The organism is Rhizobium grahamii CCGE 502 (assembly GCF_000298315.2).
GTDB lineage: Bacteria > Pseudomonadota > Alphaproteobacteria > Rhizobiales > Rhizobiaceae > Rhizobium > Rhizobium grahamii.
This window is the reverse complement of sequence record NZ_AEYE02000035.1, coordinates 459,361-476,433: the sequence shown is the minus strand read 5'-3', so window position 1 is coordinate 476,433 and position 17,073 is coordinate 459,361. Positions and strand designations below refer to the sequence as shown.

The 17,073-nt window shown below is 57.4% G+C and carries 18 protein-coding genes; 6 read left to right on the top strand and 12 right to left on the bottom strand.

The window, feature by feature from the left end:
• Nucleotides 1-2 precede the first annotated feature (2 nt).
• From RGCCGE502_RS29620 to RGCCGE502_RS29610, 3 genes are all read right to left on the bottom strand, one after another.
• Entirely contained in the window at nt 3-1,286 is a 1,284-nt protein-coding gene (locus RGCCGE502_RS29620; RefSeq protein WP_016557913.1) for a hypothetical protein, read from the bottom strand.
• Nucleotides 1,287-1,296: 10 nt separating this feature from the next.
• Entirely contained in the window at nt 1,297-1,743 is a 447-nt protein-coding gene (locus RGCCGE502_RS29615; RefSeq protein WP_016557912.1) for a hypothetical protein, read from the bottom strand.
• Between the two features lie 434 nt (nt 1,744-2,177).
• Nucleotides 2,178-2,372 carry a hypothetical protein gene (locus RGCCGE502_RS29610; protein ID WP_016557911.1) on the bottom strand — a complete coding sequence of 65 codons (195 nt, stop codon included), beginning with the start codon at nt 2,370-2,372 and terminating at the stop codon, nt 2,178-2,180.
• A gap of 66 nt (nt 2,373-2,438) precedes the next feature.
• Here RGCCGE502_RS29610 and RGCCGE502_RS29605 point away from each other — a divergent pair, with 66 nt between their 5' ends.
• From RGCCGE502_RS29605 to RGCCGE502_RS29595, 3 genes are all read left to right on the top strand, one after another.
• Nucleotides 2,439-4,424 carry an SUMF1/EgtB/PvdO family nonheme iron enzyme gene (locus RGCCGE502_RS29605; protein ID WP_016557910.1) on the top strand — a complete coding sequence of 662 codons (1,986 nt, stop codon included), beginning with the start codon at nt 2,439-2,441 and terminating at the stop codon, nt 4,422-4,424.
• 3 nt (nt 4,425-4,427) lie between these two features.
• Complete coding sequence (locus tag RGCCGE502_RS29600) at nt 4,428-4,796, top strand: Pepco domain-containing protein (RefSeq protein ID WP_016557909.1); 369 nt, start codon at nt 4,428-4,430, stop codon at nt 4,794-4,796.
• A 213-nt stretch (nt 4,797-5,009) separates the two neighbouring features.
• The gene (locus RGCCGE502_RS29595) at nt 5,010-5,393 is read left to right on the top strand and encodes a VOC family protein (RefSeq protein WP_016557908.1); all 384 of its coding nucleotides are present in this window, start codon (nt 5,010-5,012) and stop codon (nt 5,391-5,393) included.
• 55 nt (nt 5,394-5,448) lie between these two features.
• Here the strand turns inward: RGCCGE502_RS29595 and RGCCGE502_RS29590 are convergent, their stop codons facing one another.
• The 3 genes from RGCCGE502_RS29590 to alr form a co-directional block, all read right to left on the bottom strand.
• Nucleotides 5,449-5,802, bottom strand: a complete 354-nt coding sequence (locus RGCCGE502_RS29590; protein WP_016557907.1) for a hypothetical protein — start codon at nt 5,800-5,802, stop codon at nt 5,449-5,451.
• Between the two features lie 112 nt (nt 5,803-5,914).
• Nucleotides 5,915-7,165, bottom strand: a complete 1,251-nt coding sequence (locus RGCCGE502_RS29585; protein WP_016557906.1) for a D-amino acid dehydrogenase — start codon at nt 7,163-7,165, stop codon at nt 5,915-5,917.
• A gap of 30 nt (nt 7,166-7,195) precedes the next feature.
• Nucleotides 7,196-8,320 carry an alanine racemase gene (gene alr / locus RGCCGE502_RS29580; RefSeq protein WP_016557905.1) on the bottom strand — a complete coding sequence of 375 codons (1,125 nt, stop codon included), beginning with the start codon at nt 8,318-8,320 and terminating at the stop codon, nt 7,196-7,198.
• A 129-nt stretch (nt 8,321-8,449) separates the two neighbouring features.
• Between alr and RGCCGE502_RS29575 the strand changes: the two genes are divergently transcribed.
• Nucleotides 8,450-8,914: an Lrp/AsnC family transcriptional regulator gene (locus tag RGCCGE502_RS29575; protein WP_016557904.1), complete on the top strand. Its 465-nt coding sequence runs from the start codon at nt 8,450-8,452 to the stop codon at nt 8,912-8,914.
• A 146-nt stretch (nt 8,915-9,060) separates the two neighbouring features.
• Here RGCCGE502_RS29575 and aptA read toward each other — a convergent pair whose 3' ends face one another.
• Entirely contained in the window at nt 9,061-10,395 is a 1,335-nt protein-coding gene (aptA, locus tag RGCCGE502_RS29570; protein ID WP_016557903.1) for an omega-aminotransferase AptA, read from the bottom strand.
• 143 nt (nt 10,396-10,538) lie between these two features.
• Here aptA and RGCCGE502_RS29565 point away from each other — a divergent pair, with 143 nt between their 5' ends.
• Together RGCCGE502_RS29565 and RGCCGE502_RS29560 are read left to right on the top strand one after the other, a co-directional pair.
• Complete coding sequence (locus RGCCGE502_RS29565) at nt 10,539-11,087, top strand: cupin domain-containing protein (RefSeq protein ID WP_016557902.1); 549 nt, start codon at nt 10,539-10,541, stop codon at nt 11,085-11,087.
• A 551-nt stretch (nt 11,088-11,638) separates the two neighbouring features.
• Complete coding sequence (locus RGCCGE502_RS29560; protein ID WP_016557901.1) at nt 11,639-12,064, top strand: response regulator; 426 nt, start codon at nt 11,639-11,641, stop codon at nt 12,062-12,064.
• A gap of 438 nt (nt 12,065-12,502) precedes the next feature.
• On the opposite strand, the gene RGCCGE502_RS29555 is transcribed toward RGCCGE502_RS29560, so the two are convergent.
• From RGCCGE502_RS29555 to RGCCGE502_RS29535, 5 genes are all read right to left on the bottom strand, one after another.
• Nucleotides 12,503-13,267, bottom strand: a complete 765-nt coding sequence (locus tag RGCCGE502_RS29555; protein WP_016557900.1) for a fumarylacetoacetate hydrolase family protein — start codon at nt 13,265-13,267, stop codon at nt 12,503-12,505.
• Between the two features lie 80 nt (nt 13,268-13,347).
• Nucleotides 13,348-14,727 (bottom strand): FGGY-family carbohydrate kinase, encoded by a 1,380-nt coding sequence (locus RGCCGE502_RS29550; protein ID WP_016557899.1) that lies wholly within the window; start codon nt 14,725-14,727, stop codon nt 13,348-13,350.
• Nucleotides 14,724-15,044 carry an L-rhamnose mutarotase gene (gene rhaM, locus RGCCGE502_RS29545; protein ID WP_016557898.1) on the bottom strand — a complete coding sequence of 107 codons (321 nt, stop codon included), beginning with the start codon at nt 15,042-15,044 and terminating at the stop codon, nt 14,724-14,726. Before rhaM ends, RGCCGE502_RS29550 begins: the two co-directional genes overlap by 4 nt.
• Before the next feature lie 8 nt (nt 15,045-15,052).
• Nucleotides 15,053-16,066 carry an ABC transporter permease gene (locus tag RGCCGE502_RS29540; RefSeq protein ID WP_016557897.1) on the bottom strand — a complete coding sequence of 338 codons (1,014 nt, stop codon included), beginning with the start codon at nt 16,064-16,066 and terminating at the stop codon, nt 15,053-15,055.
• Nucleotides 16,063-17,064 carry an ABC transporter permease gene (locus tag RGCCGE502_RS29535; protein WP_016557896.1) on the bottom strand — a complete coding sequence of 334 codons (1,002 nt, stop codon included), beginning with the start codon at nt 17,062-17,064 and terminating at the stop codon, nt 16,063-16,065. The genes RGCCGE502_RS29540 and RGCCGE502_RS29535 overlap by 4 nt, the downstream gene beginning before the upstream one ends.
• Between the last annotated feature and the right edge of the window lie 9 nt (nt 17,065-17,073).

Below are 17,073 nucleotides of genomic sequence, written 5' to 3'. Positions count from 1 at the left end.
CCTTAAAGCTCCGCCAACCATTGCCGGGCGAGCACGTCGCTCAACCTCGCGGAATCAAGACCCTCCCTGACACGGGCGTTGCGGGCGATATCAGCGGTCGTCAGGCCGGGATAGGCTTTGTACCAGACCTCGGTCGGCAGCTGATGGCGTCTAATGTAATACTTGAATGCCTGCTCGTCCTTGGCTCCGTCGAGGATAAGGTAACGGGTCCTTGGGTAGCCAATCCCGTTGCTGAAGACGAGATTGAGACCGAAAGCGGCCTTGTTGACGAAGTCGTCCATGTAGGCCTCCAGGCTGCCGTCGTAATTGCTGCCAAAAAACAGATGCCTGTGGTTGTCAAAAAAGACCCAGCGCGCGAAGTGGATGGAGCCGACGCGGGCGAGCCTTCCTTTCGTGTATAAATGACGTGTCGTGACACCAAGCACCCAGAACACGAAGATGAGGGTCCACAGCCTGAACCGGCCCGGCTTCACGGTTCCATAGGCACTGAACTGGTTGGTCACTTGAAAGTCCTCGCGGACAACAAGCGACTTCAGGTGCTCTTCGGATGGTCGCGCCAGCATGCTCGCGTCCGTGGTTTCCCGATGCCGCAAAATGAGAAGAAATAAGGGCGCGACAAAGAGGAGCAGGGGCGAAAGCACCACAAGGAAGACAACGCTAATCGCGAGGTCCAGTGCTTCGCGCAATCGTTCCTCTAACGAAACCGCTTGTCGCGCCGCCGGCTTTCGCCCCTCCTTCATCGCCCGGTTGCGCAAACGCCGATGAAGATCCGAAGGAGAAGCAGCGAGCCCGCGTTCCTGCGGCAAGTAACTAATCAGGGCGGCCCGGAGTGCCGCCTCATCGTGGACCTGCCTGACCGTACGTCCCGGCCAGTTGCTGTAGTTGACGACGGGCTCGACATTGTGCGCTGTAAGCCAGGCGGCAAGCGGAACAGCCGGGTTGAAATCAAGGCAGTGGGAGAAGATCCTCGAAAGGCCGGGTCCCGCAAATCCCGCGAGATCCTTGACGAAGTCTTCCCCTCTACCATCGATGTCGCCAAGAAAGGCGAGTTTGGGAGGGGCCGGATTTGTCGCAATTCCGTAGGCGCCGTTGTCGGCCGCCGTGTTGTCGTCAAGGATGACGATCCGCGCGAAATGAAGTCCCGGCAGGCGCGCAAAGGGAACCACGGAATTGTTTGGATCCGCAAGTCCTGGCTCAGACGTCATCGTCGAGAGAAGGAGCTCAAGCGCCTCCCGGCGATCCGGATCAAGCTGGGAAACAAACATGAAGGTGGACGACACAGGCATCTCGGCGCCCTCAGAACTGCAATGCGAAATCGATCAGGCGGTCCTTTCCCCAATAAACCTTTCCAAGATAGAGACCAGGTCCGATCAATCGAATCTCGTCACGGATCCAGTGAGCAACGAGCGACGTTTCCGAATAGTCGAGAACGATGCAATCCTTCTCATCCAGCCAGCTCGACGCCAAATAGACCTTTGCAATGATAGCGCTTAGTCCAAAGGGTAGGATGCGGTTGCGCAATAAGCCCGACTTCGCATCGAATATCTTTCCCTGCCAGGCAAAAAGGTTGATGAAGCTCGCGATCTCGGGCGTAAATGACGTGCCAGCCGCGACGATTGCCGTTCCGGCGCCTTCGCCGTCCGGGATAGGTCCGGGTTCACTTTCACGGAAGAGCGTGTCGAGATCGGCCTGTGTCATATCGAGTAGCCGAGGAACCGTGTAGGCATCTGCAACTGATGGCATGGTCGACAAGCTCCTTTTTTCTACTGTTTTCCCTGAGTGAAGATCTGAAAGATCGTGAAGGACTGGAGTGAAATCTAAGATAGCATAAATCGCCGCTGCAAATCAGGAGGTTCAAGGCATGCTATAAAAAGTAACGACGCCCCGTCGCAGTGAGCGGTAGTGACCCATTCGCCCTTGATGACGCTGACATGCGTGTGGCGGCCTTTGCTGATCATTGGTTCACGGCAAGTTCAGGTTGAAATTTATGCACTACCAGGTTTTGATACATTAGAGTAAACTCAAGTAGATCTGCCGGTGGGGGCTATTTTGTCAAGCATAAGCACATCTATCACTGCGAGCCTTGTCATTGTTGCCGGGCTTGGCGCCCCTGTTCCTCATCAAGGTATCGGGGAAGGGCCGGCTGGAGACCGCGCGCCAATTGTAGCCATCAAATGTCAGAACACGTTGATCGCCCTTTTCAACGGAACGTTCTGCAGGACGACGAATGCGCCACCTGGGTTTGAAGGCAATCGCAACAATAACAGCAGCAGGAACCGCAACCAATCATCCTCGTCGACCTCATCCGGCAGTTCGTCAACAAGTTCGTCAGACGGCGGGAATTCCCCGATGGGTGGCTCGTCCTCCCCCATGGGCAATGACACCTCCAGTCCCATGAACTGAGGATCGTCAATGCCTCGCAAACTGTGTCGGTGGACATGAGTGAGAATTGGGCAATCTGCGTAGGTATCAACCGGTATGACAACATCAAGCCTCTTGCCTATGCGAGGCAGGACGCTGAGGCCATTGCTGACTTCTTCAGCAAGGCGGCCGGGTTCAAGGGCGTTTATTCCTTCGCCGAAGACGCACCGCCGATCGCTGCAGACTTTGGCCAGTCGTTGCAGTCCAGTCCGACGTTCATCAATTTGCGGCGATTTCTCCGGGTCCGTTTCGAGGAGCGGTTTCTGCAACCAAGCGACAACATCTGGTTCTTCTTTGCCGGCCATGGCAAGCGGGTGCGAGAGCAGGACTATCTGCTTCCCCTCGACGTTGATCCGGGAAATGTCGAGGAGACCGGGATACCCGTAAGATACGTGGTCGAGCGGTTGCGCAGGAGCGGCGCGGAAAACGTCATCCTGCTTCTCGACGCGTGCCGCAACGAAGGTTCGCGTGATGGACAGGGGGCTGGCCTCCAAAAAATCAAGGGCACTGTGACCCTGAGTTCCTGTTCGGCGGCAGAATTTTCCTACGAGATCGAGGAGCTCTCGCATGGCGCCTTTACTTATGGGCTGCTTGAAGCACTTCAGATTCAGGGAAAGAGCAGCTGTGCGACGGTCGAACGGCTCGACAACTACCTGCAGACGCGGGTGCCGGAGATTTGCCGACTATACGGGAAGCCAGTCCAGACGCCTTGTACGTTCGCCGAACCATTGTCGAAACGGAACTTCATTCTCCTGCCCGCGGCTGCCCGGGCTGAAGATATTGCAGCATTAAAGATCGATGCCTTTCAAGCAGAGACAATCGACGATTTTCTCCTGGCAGAGCAGCTCTGGTGGCGAATCCTGGCGGTAGATCCAGCCGATATGGACGCAAGGGCTGGAATCAAGCGGGTTGGCGAAGCACTCAGGGATCGGGCGAAGAAAAACCCCTGGTGGCAAACGATCACGCGTCGGCAAGTGCTCACCAGCGCCGGCGGCGGCCTGGCAATGGCCGGTGGGATCGCAGGCTGGCGCGCATGGAATGCGATGGGAGGTCTGCGACCTAAAGCTTTTGAAAGGCTGACAGAGTTCGTTATTGTGGAAACCGTGGATGCGCGCGGCGATCCGCAACCAATTGCCCGCCGCAAGATCAGCTATTTTGTCGAACAGATCGGCCAAAACGCCCGTATGGAGCTAAGCCTGCTGCCAGGCGGAGATTTCCCGATGGGATCCGCAATCGGGGAGTTTCCCAACAAGATGTCGGAAAGGCTGAGGGCGTCCCCGATGCGTGTCAGGCCGTTTGCAATCAGCAGAACGGCTGTTAGCCAGAAACAATGGCTTGCCGTCCAGGACCTTCATCCCGAAATAGTCGATCGGGCGATTTCGACCGATCCGTCCTCCTTTAAAGGCGATAATCTTCCGGTGGAAACCGTAAGCTGGCAGGATGCAACCGAGTTTTGTTCCCGGCTTAGCGCTATCACCGGACGGCTCTACCGGCTTCCGACGGAGGCCGAGTGGGAATATGCCTGCCGCGCGGGATCAACGACGGCTTTTCATTTTCCTCCCACCCTGACGGACAGTCTCGCCAACTATTGTGGCACGGGCGGCGCGGTATGCGGCACGAGCTTCACGCGGGAGGTGTCGAGCCTCGACTATGACGGCGTGAAATATCCGGACGGAGGTTATGAAAACGGACCTTCGGGTGGTTTCCTGGGTAAGACCACGCCTGTGCGAAGCTACCCCCCAAACGCATTTGGTCTTTTTCAGATGCACGGTAATGTGTGGGAACATTGCCTCGACAACTGGGCGCCGGATCTCGATCGTCTGCCAGACGACGGAGGGGCGTTCGAGGTCGGAGGTACTGACCTGCGGGTCCTCAGAGGAGGGGCATGGTCTCACAATCCTGCCCTTTGTCGCTCTGCTTCACGAGATCGCATGGCAGAGGCGACGAGTGGCTGGGAGGGGCGAGTAGGTTTCCGCCCGGTTTGTGAACTCAACGGAGAGTGATTGATGGACAAGGAAATATTCGTAAAAACAGAAACCCTTTCAGTGCATACTGGCTACAGGGGTGGGGAGGACATTGGTGGGAGTTTCGGCGCAGCCGTCGCGAGTACGGGAATGAAGCTCGTTGCGGTCAGCGCTGATGCTCTTCGCGAGCAGTTTTCAAATCTTGTCGAGGTCGTCGAATATGTGTTCGATCGGTCGACGCCGGCCGTCACACTCGACGAGGTCGAGCTGTCCGTCGAAATAACAGCCGAGGGAAAAGTCAGCCTGCTGGGAAGCGGCGCCACCGGTGGTGGGCGCGGGGGTATAAAAATGACATTCAAACGGAACAACGGCAGCGCTGCCGCCGCAACCAAAGCGAACGTGGGTTCGTAGTTGTTTGTGACGGTGGTGCAAGCACATCCATCATCTCATCCTGGAGATAAGCTGTGCCTGAAATCTGACGCGACACGGGCCGAGTTCGGAGGACCGTTGTCGACTTCTGGGCGTCTTGCGTGGCGAGGGGAATAGCGCGAGAATCTATTCGCCGGCTGCCCATCGTGACGCTCCTCTGTCACCAGGCCCGCTTCATCTGAAGGAGGATCTAATATGTCTACCGTCAGCGTTCGCTATATTGTCGACGACGTCGATGCGGCGATCGCCTTCTATAAGGATGCGCTCGGGTTCGCACTCGTCATGCATCCTGCTCCGAGCTTCGCCATGCTGAAATTGGGAGATCTACGCCTCCTGTTGAACGGAACGACGGGGCCAGGCGGAGCGTCTCAACCGATGCCGGACGGGCGCCGGCCGGAACCCGGTGGTTGGAACCGGATCCAGATAGAGGTCGTGAACATTGAAGGCGAGGTCGAACGCTTGCGTGCCGCAGGCGCCAGATTTCGAAATGAGATCGTTCCCGGAATTGGTGGCAAGCAGGTTCTTGTCGACGACCCCGCTGGCAATCCTATCGAGTTGTTTCAGCCGTCGAGCAACTAGGACGTCAGCGAGGCCATAGCCAGAAACCACTGCGACAACAGGGTCTCCCAGTGCGTCAGCGACGTTGCGAGCGAATGCTGCGGCTCCAAGCGCCGAACTTCCCACGCCTGCAATCGCCAAGGCTGCGGCAGAAGGAGCATCCTTGAGATATTCTTCGGGTGTCAGGTAAGACCTGTATCTTGCCTTTGTCTGTGGGAGGAACGAGGGCGATCGCTCCCTCCCGCGCGAGCCAGAAGGCCAAAACCTTCGTTTCATCCTCGGTGATCACATCGATATCGTAAAACACGGCATCGAGGACCGCGTTGCGCCGCTGCAATCCATCCAGCGTGGCCGCGCGGACAGGGTTGTCCTCGATGCTGCAACGCCCAATATAGAGTTCGCTAATTAACGCAACAGTCCTGTCCGGCATTTCCCAGTGGTAAAAGAGCTGCCTTCACCGGTTTCTTTGGCAGCAAATTGGTCTCCAAGCGCCTTTGCACGCACACGCGAACAGGGGCTCCGTGGCCTTCAGGCCCGCTCCATCATTGGTACCTGTTGATCGCCAGGTCGGTAGTGTCGATATCTGGCCTGCGGCCCGAGACGAGGTCCGCGATAACGCGCGCCGAACCACTGCTCATGGTCCACCCAAGCGTGCCGTGGCCCGTGTTCAGGAACAGCCCGCCGATCCTGGTCGCACCGATGACGGGAGTTCCATCGGGTGTCATCGGCCGAAGGCCAGACCAAAACGAACCGTTGCGCGCGTCTCCGCCCGGGAAAAGGTCCATGACGGAATGTTCCAGGGTGCGACGACGGGCCTGTCCCAGATCGTTGGTGTAGCCGGAAATCTCCGCCATGCCGCCGACACGGATGCGATCGCCGAGACGTGTGATGGCAATCTTGTAGGTCTCGTCCATGACCGTGGACTCCGGAGCGCGGGTAGCGTCGGTGATGGGAATAGTGAGCGAATAGCCTTTCACAGGATAGACAGGCAGCTTGATTCCATGTCGCTTCAACAAGAGCGGCGAGAAGCTGCCCAGAGCGACGACCACGGCGTCGGCAGCGAGCCAACCGCTGCTTGTGAGCACACCGCGTACCCGATCGCTCTCAATATCCAGCGCCTTGATCGTGGTATCCCAGAGGAAGTTCACGCCGAGGTCTTGCGCCTTTCCGGCAAGGGTGCCGGAGAACTTGTAGCAGTCACCCGTTTCATCCTTTGGTGTCAAAAGCCCGCCCACGATTTTTTCGCGAACATGCCTGAGCGCCGGCTCGACGCGGGTGCAGGCATCGCGGTCAAGGACCTCATAAGGGATGCCGTCGGCTGCCAGTGCCTTGACATCCTTGCCCGACGCATCGAGCTGGGCCTGTGTGCGGAAGAGTTGCAAGGTACCCTGCATACGTTCGTCGTAGGCAATGCCGGTCTCTGCCCGCAGTTCAGCAATGGAAATGCGAGAGTAGTCGGCGAGCCGAAGCATGCGGCTCTTGTTGATGGCGTAGCGTTTAGAGGTGCAGTTCGACAGCATCTTCACGAGCCAGGAGAGCATTGCCCTGTCTATCTTGGGTCGGAGAATGAGCGGCGCATGGTGCATGAAGAGCCATTTCATCGCCTTCATCGGAATGCCTGGTGCGGCCCAGGGCGAACAATATCCGAAGGATACCTCACCAGCATTGGCAAAACTGGTTTCAAGCGCCGGTCCCTGTTGCCGGTCAATGACGGTGACCTCATGACCGCTCTTGGCGAGCTGATAGGCAGATGTAACGCCGATGATGCCGGCTCCGAGTACGATCACTTTCATGATGCTTCCAAAAATTGAGATCTTGCGAGATCAGCGATATTGCCGGTGATAGCGACTTCCGAGGCCGGTGAGGATTTCGTAGGAAATGGTTCCGGCATCACGCGCCAAGTCCTCCAGCGATTGATTGGGTCCGAGAACCTCGACGAGAGTGCCATGTCCTATCGCCGTTGCCGGCAGCCCGGAGATGTCGACAGTGATGCTATCCATCGAAACCCGACCGACAATCGGAAGGCGAACTCCATCATAAAAGACGGCACCGCGGTCGCTTAGACTGCGTGGCAGCCCATCCGCATAACCCGCCCCTATCGTTGCCAGCCGCATTTCACGTGGTGTCACGAAGGCACCACCGTAGCCCACTTTGGTGCCTGATGGCACGATGCGTGTCTGGACCACCGCAACGTCGAGACTGACCACAGGCTCCATCGGGTTCTTCGTGCCAGCAGAAGGCGCGCCGCCGTAAAGTGCGATGCCAGGACGTGTGAGCGCGCCGTGATAGGAGCGTCCCAGGAAAGCACCGCCGGAATTCGCAAACGATACATCGAGACCAAGAAACGCGTCGGCCAGTCGCCGCATCTCAAGCAATTGATCCGCATTTTGTACCGAGTCGAGTTCGTCAGCGCAGGCGAGGTGGCTCATGATGAACCGAACCTCGACGTCGGAGGCTACGATCAGCCCTGCGAGTTGAACTTGTTCGCAAGGAGGCAGCCCAAGTCTCGACATTCCCGTGTCGAACTGCAGAACTGCAGGCAGCCTGCGCTTCGCGCTGCTCGCGGCCCTCGACCATTGATGCCATTGTGGCAAGCTGTTGATGACGGGAATGATATTGGCCTCGGCGCAAGTGATCTCATCTCCAGGCTGCAGGCCGTTCAGCACGTAAAGGTCAGCGTCGTCAGCGATGAATTCACGGAGGATCAGAGCTTCTGGCAACTGAGCGACGAAGAAATCGCGGCAGCCTCTCTCGTAGAGTGCATTCGCAACCTGCCTTGCGCCGAGGCCATATGCATCCGCCTTTACGACTGCTGCGGCTTTCGCCGGGGCGACGACAGAGGACAGTTGATCGTAATTTCGCACCAGTGCGCCGAGATCGATCGTAAGATATCCGCTCTGCCCGTTCTGACGTGAAGCTAACCCAGCGCGCGCATCGATCCCGACCATGTTCGTAGTGCCCCCATTAATGAACAAAGTTTATGAAATAAACGATGGAATTGCAGAGCTTATCGTGGTGGATAAATGGAGATATCCAATATAAATCGAATTTCCGATCAAGATTTGCACGAATCCATCATGTCCGCCCTAGACGCTATCGACCGCAACATTCTAAGGCTCCTTCGCGTCGATGCCCGCATGAGCAATGCCAAGCTCGCCGAGGAGGTTGGTCTTTCGCCGTCCGCATGCCTGCGACGCATCAAGATCATGGAGCGATCCGGTGTCATTCGCGGCTATACTGCTCTCGTTGATACGGGCAACGCCGAGGCAACGATCGCGGTCATCATAAACATCACGTTGGAACGGCAAACCGAAGACCACCTCGACAAGTTCGAGGCCGCAGTTCGCAAGCACCCTGAAATCAAGGAATGTTTCCTGATGACGGGAGGGTCCGACTATTTACTTCGCGTTGATGTCGCCAATGCCGGTGAATTCGAGCGGATACACAAGGAGATTCTCGCCAAGATGCCGGGCGTTCTTCGAATTCACTCGAGTTTTTCGATACGCAATGTGCTCGGCGCGCGGCCGAAGGGAAAGACCTAAGCGTTGTGGGATGCCCGAGAGTGCAATTCCGTTTTTGCGGCTTTGCCTGCCAAGATTGTCGATCGCACTCACGGTCAGAGGCCCGCCGGTGGCGTTGCTCTTGCGGACGAAGAGAGGCCAGCCCGTAAAGAGCTGGCCAGCGCTGGTCAGGCTGCACGGCTCAACGCGTCCGCGATGACCGAAACAATGGTGCCGATCTGTTCCTTTTCGACGATCAGGGGCGGTGAGAGGGCGATAATGTCGCCAGTCACGCGAACGAGAAGACCCTTGTTGAAACAGTCAACGAAAACGTCGTAGGCGCGCGCTCCGGGTGCTCCGTTTCGAGGCGCGAGTTCAATCGCGCCGACGAGGCCGAGATTGCGGATGTCGACCACGTGCGGCAGACCCTTCAGCGAGTGCAGTGCGGTTTCCCACTCACTTGAGAGTTCGCCCGCGCGGGTGAGCAGACCTTCTTCCTTGTATATTTCGAGTGTTGCGATACCAGCCGCGCAAGCGACCGGGTGACCGGAATAGGTATAGCCATGAAAAAGCTCGATAGCATTTTCCGGCCCAGCCATCAGGCTGTCGTAAACCTTGCGACTTGCAAACACGGCACCCATCGGGATCGTACCGTTCGTAAGGCCCTTAGCGGTCGTCACCAGGTCGGGAATAACCCCAAAGTAGTCCGTTGCAAACGGCGTGCCGAGACGGCCGAAGCCCGTGATCACTTCATCGAAGATCACGACAATACCGTACTTGTCGGCGATAGCACGAATTCGCTCGAGATAGCCTTTGGGCGGCAGGATGACACCAGCTGAGCCGGACATCGGCTCGACAATCACCGCTGCGATCGTTTCCGCTCCATGCAATTGGACCAGGCGTTCGAGATCCTCGGCGAGTTCAACACCATAAGCGGGAAGCCCCTTCGAGAAGGCATTCCGGTCGAGGTCGAGTGTGTGCCGCATATGGTCTGCCGGGATTTGCGGGAAAACGCGACGGTTGTTGACGAGGCCTCCCACGGAAATACCGCCGAAGCCGACGCCGTGATAGCCCTTTTCACGGCCGATGACACGACTCCGGGTGCCTTGTCCGATAGCACGCTGATACGCGATCGCGATCTTCAACGCGGTGTCGACGGACTCTGAACCGGACCCTGTGTAGAAGACACGATCGAGGCCGGCAGAGGGTCCGCCAGGCGAGATCGCAGCGAGCTTCGTTGCAAAATCGAATGCGATTGGATGCCCCATCTGGAAGGTGGGGGCGAAATCAAGCGTCGAAAGCTGTCGCTCGACGGCTTGTGTGATTTTCTTGCGCCCATGTCCGGCATTGCAGCACCAAAGCCCCGCCGTACCGTCGAGGACCTTGTTGCCGTCCACGTCGGTGTAATACATGCCGTCAGCGCTGGCCAACAGTCTGGGAGCCGCCTTAAACTGACGGTTTGCCGTGAAAGGCATCCAGAAATTTTCGAGCACCGGGCTATTTGACTTCGGCGTGTGATCCATTGGTGCCTCCGTTGAGATATCTTGCACTGGGCAATTTTTCACCTTCCGACAAGTCCTTTTCTTGAGAATTTTAACGCCTTGTTTTTTCAGTCGGAATGGTCGACATGTTTCGATATATAAAACACGTGAAACAGGAGATGTTGTTGTCTGTCGATATCGGAAACAGGCTTCGCTTTGTGAGGACAGCACACAACCTCTCCCAGCGCGAGCTCGCGAAGAGGGCCGGCGTGACGAATTCCACGATTTCGCTAGTTGAATCCAACTCTACAAACCCGTCTGTTGGGGCATTGAAGCGAATTCTGGACGGCATTCCGATCGGTCTTGCCGAGTTCTTTGCCTTTGAACCCGACGCGCCGCGGAAGGCGTTCTATGCGGCTGACGAGTTGGTGGAGATCGGCAAAGGAGCGATCTCTTATCGGCAGCTAGGGGAAAATCTATTCGGTCGTAGCCTTCAGATCCTGAAGGAATGCTATCAACCGGGAGCAAGCACCGGAAAGGTCCCGCTCGTCCATGAAGGGGAGGAGGGTGGCATCGTCCTGTCAGGCAGGCTCGAAGTGACCGTGGATAACGAGCGCCGTATCCTGGGGCCTGGCGATGCCTATTATTTCGAAAGTCGCAGGCCACACAGTTTTCGGTGCGTCGGTCCGGTTGCCTGCGAAGTTATAAGCGCCTGCACACCGCCGACGTTTTGATAGAACTTCTTGATGCCGGCACTCCGCCATCTTGATGTTCTCTGCGCGCTCCGGAGCCAGCATTCCAGTCAATCACGGCGATTTCCTCCGACCAGCCGCCGGTACAGAATTGTCTGAAGTTGCCTTGGGCATAGCTGTCGCATCCGTCGAGCAAGCGAGGCTATGGATTGGCTTCAACCTGACCTTGCCCGGGATGAGAACGATGTGTGCATCCCTGAAACTCAATTAAGGCCTCTCAGCGTAGCAGCGGGATCCAATTGAACGGTGCTGCAGCTATGCGCGATAAAATCATTTTAATCGTTTGTTGTGGGCGTATCTATGCGTAAGTTTATAGCGCATGGCTGAATTGCAGAAACACGCATTTATTTTAGGCGGGTTTCACGTAACGTTGCTGCCAGGGGAAGCAAAGCGAACCTGAGATGCCCGGGATGCGGGCATCTTCCGCAACTCCCGTTGGTGTTCTCGGATGCCCCCGCATCGATGGGCGTCTTGGCCTAGAGCGGAATGATGAATGTGCAAGCAGGAGTGCGGGTTCACGCAGGGGGAAAATCTTGAAACAGGAAAGCCTTGACCCAGAGCCTGCCGACGCCATTCTCGTGGTCGAGCCCGATATCGAACTCTACTCTCATATGGCCGCTCAAATAAGATCCGCTGGCCTCTCTGCCATCTCTGCAAGAAACGCGGCAGAAGCGCTTGGCCTTCTCGGCCAGAGGGCGGACATCGCCCTTGTGTTCACAGCTGTCAATATGCCCGGTCTAATCGACGGTGTTGCTCTTGCCGTGCGTGTTCATCGCGAGCGCCCCGACCTCGCTATCGTTATAACGTCTGCGGTCGTTAATCTCCGTCAGTCGACGCTGCCACGGCGCTGTCGCTTTCTCAGGAAGCCGTACGGGCCGGAAGAAGCAATCAAATGCTTCAGGTTTCTGTTGGATCTGGACCCAGCCATTTCGCAAGGCGGTTCTACCGTGGCGGATTGAGGCGTATTCAGCTGGCCGATATGATCCGAACTCTCCTTCGTAGGCGTCTTGCAACCGTGCCATCGACTAATTTCCCTTAACCCGGCTTAACCGCAGCGGTATGTTTTGGTCGTGCGACATTCCCCTTGGTAGTACAATCGTGCACCGCGTCCTTGATGACCTCGCCACCAGAGACAACAGATAATGATCGTCTCCGGAGAACCGGGCGTCTAGCTGCGCGTGAAGTGTTTCTCGGTGCGCTAACAAAAATCCCTGTAGCAGTTTGATCGTGTAAAACAGGTGGACCACTAAAACAGATCGGCTATCCCCTTGAGCGTCCTGCGGATAAACGAAGGCGTTGCCCAAAATTGCCCACCCTGGCGGACGAGTACAGTATCGCTGCCACTCGCTCCTATCATCCCCGGAGTCATAGGGTAATCAGGCTACGATCCTGTTCTATCAAGCGACCGCAAGGCAAAAACGGGTCGTTCCATCAAACACAATCTCAAGCTTTCCGGGCGTGAGAAGCTCGATCGCCCCACAGAGCGAACCGGTGGTGATGACGGCGCCGGCCTTGAGCGACGTCGCTGGTCGCAGTTTGTCGTTCGCGTAGTCCAGCAGCCATGACAGTACGTCGCTCTTCGGGTGCTGGGCGGGTGCGTCGTAAATTGACTGGCCATTCAACGTCACCAGAAGTGGCGTGCCACTTGCCGTATCGAGGACCGCTTTGGCGATACTCGGGCCGAGCACATAGCCACTGTTGCCGAGGCGATCCGCGAGGAATAGCAGGAACGATATCTTACCGCTCTCCTCGATGGCGCTGACGAGAAATTCTGCACCGAGATGTACGACAGAGATCGCATCGACGAGCTCCGCACGTGTGTAATCCGCGTTTGCTCGTGTCGGCAGATCATGCCCGAGACGAACGGCAATCTCCGCCTCGAACCTTGTGCCACGCCGCCAAGGGATTTGCGCGCCGGAATCACCCTGAACATAGGGATGGAGAGGTGCTGTCACCGCCTGCCCATCGGGTGAAACGGTTACCTTCCATGCATTGCTGGAGATCGCCTCATCGGCTGCTAGAAAATTTTGCGCGTTCATGGCATGGCGAAGATCCGTAGGGAGGACGAACGCGGAGGTCGGCGCCTGATCTCCGGCGCGATGCAGCGCGTGAAGCTTCGATGCAAGGGCACGCGGATCGAATACGGCGGCTGGATCTGCCATCAGGTCGTCTCCATTTTTGATCTGAGTCGCGAGTTTATCGAGCGCGAAAGGCTGGTGCGATAGGCTCGATGGAAAGACAGTTATGCCAGAGCAGCATACCAGTTCCGGCGATAGTCCAGAAGGCCAGGGATCGTGGCTGGCTCGATGCGCCGCTCGGCTCCCGGGCGAGGGGTGATGCCGGTCAACAGCGCAGCGCCTTGGCTCGTGCCAGTCGATCCAGGGACCGCAACGATGGCCCTGCCGGTCAACGCTGCAAGCAGCACGAGATAGGTTTCGTTAAGGGCAAACGGCCCTTCGACGATAACCGGGCCGCCATCAACGACGAGGTCGAGGCAGGTCTGGTTCATGAGAGCAAGATACAAGCATAACGCCGCGTAGCGGTGTTCGGCTCTCACGCCATCGGCGTTGATCCATCTGGCACTCTTGTCGGGAAACGGGCCAGAGCCCGGCACCACGTTGGGGAGCAGCATCACGCCAATCGAAATCACGTATTCGATGGCGCCGTGATCATATTCTTCGCGGACGCTGCCGATCTCACGCAACATGGTTTCAAACTCGCGACCTCCCATGAACCGCGACGATGGAACGGCGCGGCCATAGGCATCGACATTGGCGAGCGTATCGCGGCCGGGATCGAGACGATCGAAGTCGCCTCCCACCCCGAAAGTCACAACCCAGGTTCCCGTAGATACGACCGCGAACGGCGCGGCACGGGAAACCAGGTGCGGAAGCAGGGAGGCGTTGGAATCGTGGATGCCGCAATAGACGGGAATATCCGTCCCCAGGCCGATCTCCAGTGCGATATTTGGGTGGATCCTGCCGAGCGGGTCGAAGGCAGACCGGATCGGTGCCATCAGATTACGAATGGCAAGGGTGTCGACAAGTGAGGAATAGCGGCTGTGACGGGGATCCCAGAGGTCCGTATGGCAGCCGAGCGATGTCACTTCGTTCGAAAGGACGCCGGTCAGTCTTCCCGTCCAGTATTGTGGGTATGTGACGATTGTCGCGACCTTCGCGAATTCATCAGGAAAGGTGGTCTTCTGGTAATGCAGTTGCGCCCCGACATTCAGCCCCATCGTCTGATGTGGTGAATAGGTCTCCTCAAAGGAGGGGCGCAAACGCCCATAGGCCATTCTAACCGCTTCAGGATATTCGTGTTCGTAGTCGAGCACCGGCAATGCAAGTGCGCCGGCAACGTCGAGTAGGGCTGCAGATGCGCCATGCGTCGTCACAGAAATCGCATCGAAACCGGGTTCGTGCGCAAACGATCGAAACGCCCCAATCGCGAACGCCCAGAGACCGTCGATATCGTAATGGGGATATGGACCGTGCCTGAGGACCATATTCGGTGTCCTCGCAACGGCGATTTCCGCCCCGGATGCACTGTCGAGGACGACGACCTTGGCGTTGGTCTTGCCGATATCGAAAACGGCGACGCGTCTAAAACCTTGCCCGTTCATGGCAGATGGAAGACGGTAATGAGATCGCTCTGGACAGGCGAGTTGTCCGGATTGGTCGCCATGATGTCCGCCATATGCGCCCACCACCTTTTCATCACGGGATGATCGGGCAGGCTTGTCATCGAATGGTCGGCGCGACGGGATAGGACGCCGAACAATGTGTTTGTCTCGCGATCAAGGTGGATCGAGTAGTCGCTCGCGCCGGACTGATGCAGCAAGTCGACCAGTTCCGGCCAAATTTCGTCATGCCGTCTTCTGTATTCGGCTTCCATTCCCGGATTGAGCGTCATTTTGAAGGCGTGTTTTTCGATCGTCATTAGTCCACTCATTTTGAGCTCATGGCCTTGATGCGTCGCGCGATGATCGGGATTGCGATTGTTATGATGAGAAGCAGGCCGATGAAGATCGACATTACGATGCCCGGAACATTGAGGAGGCCGAGGCCGAAGGTCACCAGGCCCATGACGAAGGCAGCGATCACGACGCCGCCGATCTTGCCGGAGCCGCCGAGAATGGAAACGCCCCCGAGGACGACCATCGTGACGACCTCCAGTTCCCATCCCTGCGCAATCGAGGGACGGGTCGAGCCAAGCCGCGACGTCAGGCAGACGGCTGCAACACCGCTCATTAGGCCGGTCATGACAAAGAGGATGAACTTTACGCGCTCGACGGGAATGCCGGAAAAGCGCGCGGCGAAATCATTGTTGCCAATCGTATAGACCTGGCGACCAAAATTTGTCGCATGCAGCAGGACCGAGAATGCAATGGCCAGCACGAGGAAAAGGACGAACTCAAAGGAAAACACCCAGAACACGTAGCCTTGGCCGAAATAGGCGAAATCTTCGGGATACCCGCCGTAGGCCTGATCTCCGAGGACGATGTAGGAGATCCCTCGGAAGAGGCTCATCGTGCCGATGGTCACGACGATCGACGGCAGCTTCATGACAGAGACGAGAAAGCCGTTGAACATGCCGCAGACAAGCCCGACGCTGATGCCGATGAGCACGAGCCCAGGCACCCCGACGCCAACCTGGGCCGCCGCGCCCATGGCGGTCGAGGCGAGCGCAATGATGGCGGCAACCGATAGGTCGATCTCGCCGGCAATGACCAGCAACGCCATCGCAAAGGCAATCATCGCCTTTTCGGTAAAGTTGAAGGTGGCGTCCGAGAGGTTCCAGGCATCAAGAAAATAGGGAGATGCCACGGAGTTGAAGATGAAGATCAGAACCGCGACGCCGAAGAGCAAGACCTCCCAGCTCGACATCACACGCTTGAACGGTGTTCCGAGGCGATCGGGAATGACCCGTTTTTCGCTCGGCGTGGAAACGACGGTGCTCATGCTGCAACCTCTGCTGGGGCCTCGGCGGCGGCCTTGTCTCGCAGGATGATGCGACCGCGATTGCGTTCGCGCCTTGCGTTGAAGACGACAGCCAGGATGATGACGGTGCCTGAAATCGCCATCTGTGTGAACGGCGAGATGCCGATCACGGGAAGCGCATTCTTGATGACGCCAAGGAAAAGCGCACCGAGGACCGTGCCAATGACGGAACCAACGCCTCCAGCGATCGAAATGCCGCCGATGACGCAGGCAGCAACGCTGTCGAGCTCGAAGCCGTTGGCGATATCGACATAGGCAACCGCATAACGGGATACCCAGAGATAGCTTGCGAGACCAGCGAGCGCTCCCGACAGGACGAAGGCGAGGAATTTGGTCCAGCCCACATCGACGCCGGCATAGACCGCAGCTGTCGGATTGCCTCCGGCAGCATAGGTGGAGCGGCCAAACTTCGTATACTTCAGGAGGATGAAAATCAGGCAGACAATGATGATCGCAGCCCAGCTGAGGACCGGCAAGCCGAGGACAACGGTGCGCGGGACATTCAGAAACGTCGGCGTCATCTGGTGGGCATTCACCCATTCGCCGCCTGACAGAACGAAGGCCATGCCACGATAGATCGTCAGCGTGCCGAGGGTGACGACGATGGGCGGGATTTCGAGCGCCCAGACGAGGAAGCCGTTGATCGCCCCGAGAAATGCTCCGATCAGGATTGCGGCAACGATCAAGACGACGAGTGGCAAGTCAGGATAGGCAGCATTCATCATCGCAATGGCCATGCCGGTAAAGGCAAGGTTCGCAGCGACCGATAAGTCGATCGACTTCGTGAGAATGACCGTCATCTGCGCGAGCGCCAGGATGATGAGAATCGACGTGTCGTTGAAGATCGCGGCGAGATTGCCTGGTGTTGCGAAGTCCTGGGCTCTCGTCGAGAAGATCGCGACCATGACCGCAATGATGACAAAGAGAAGCGTTTCTCGTTTTTTCAGGAGTCTGGACATTCCGAATTC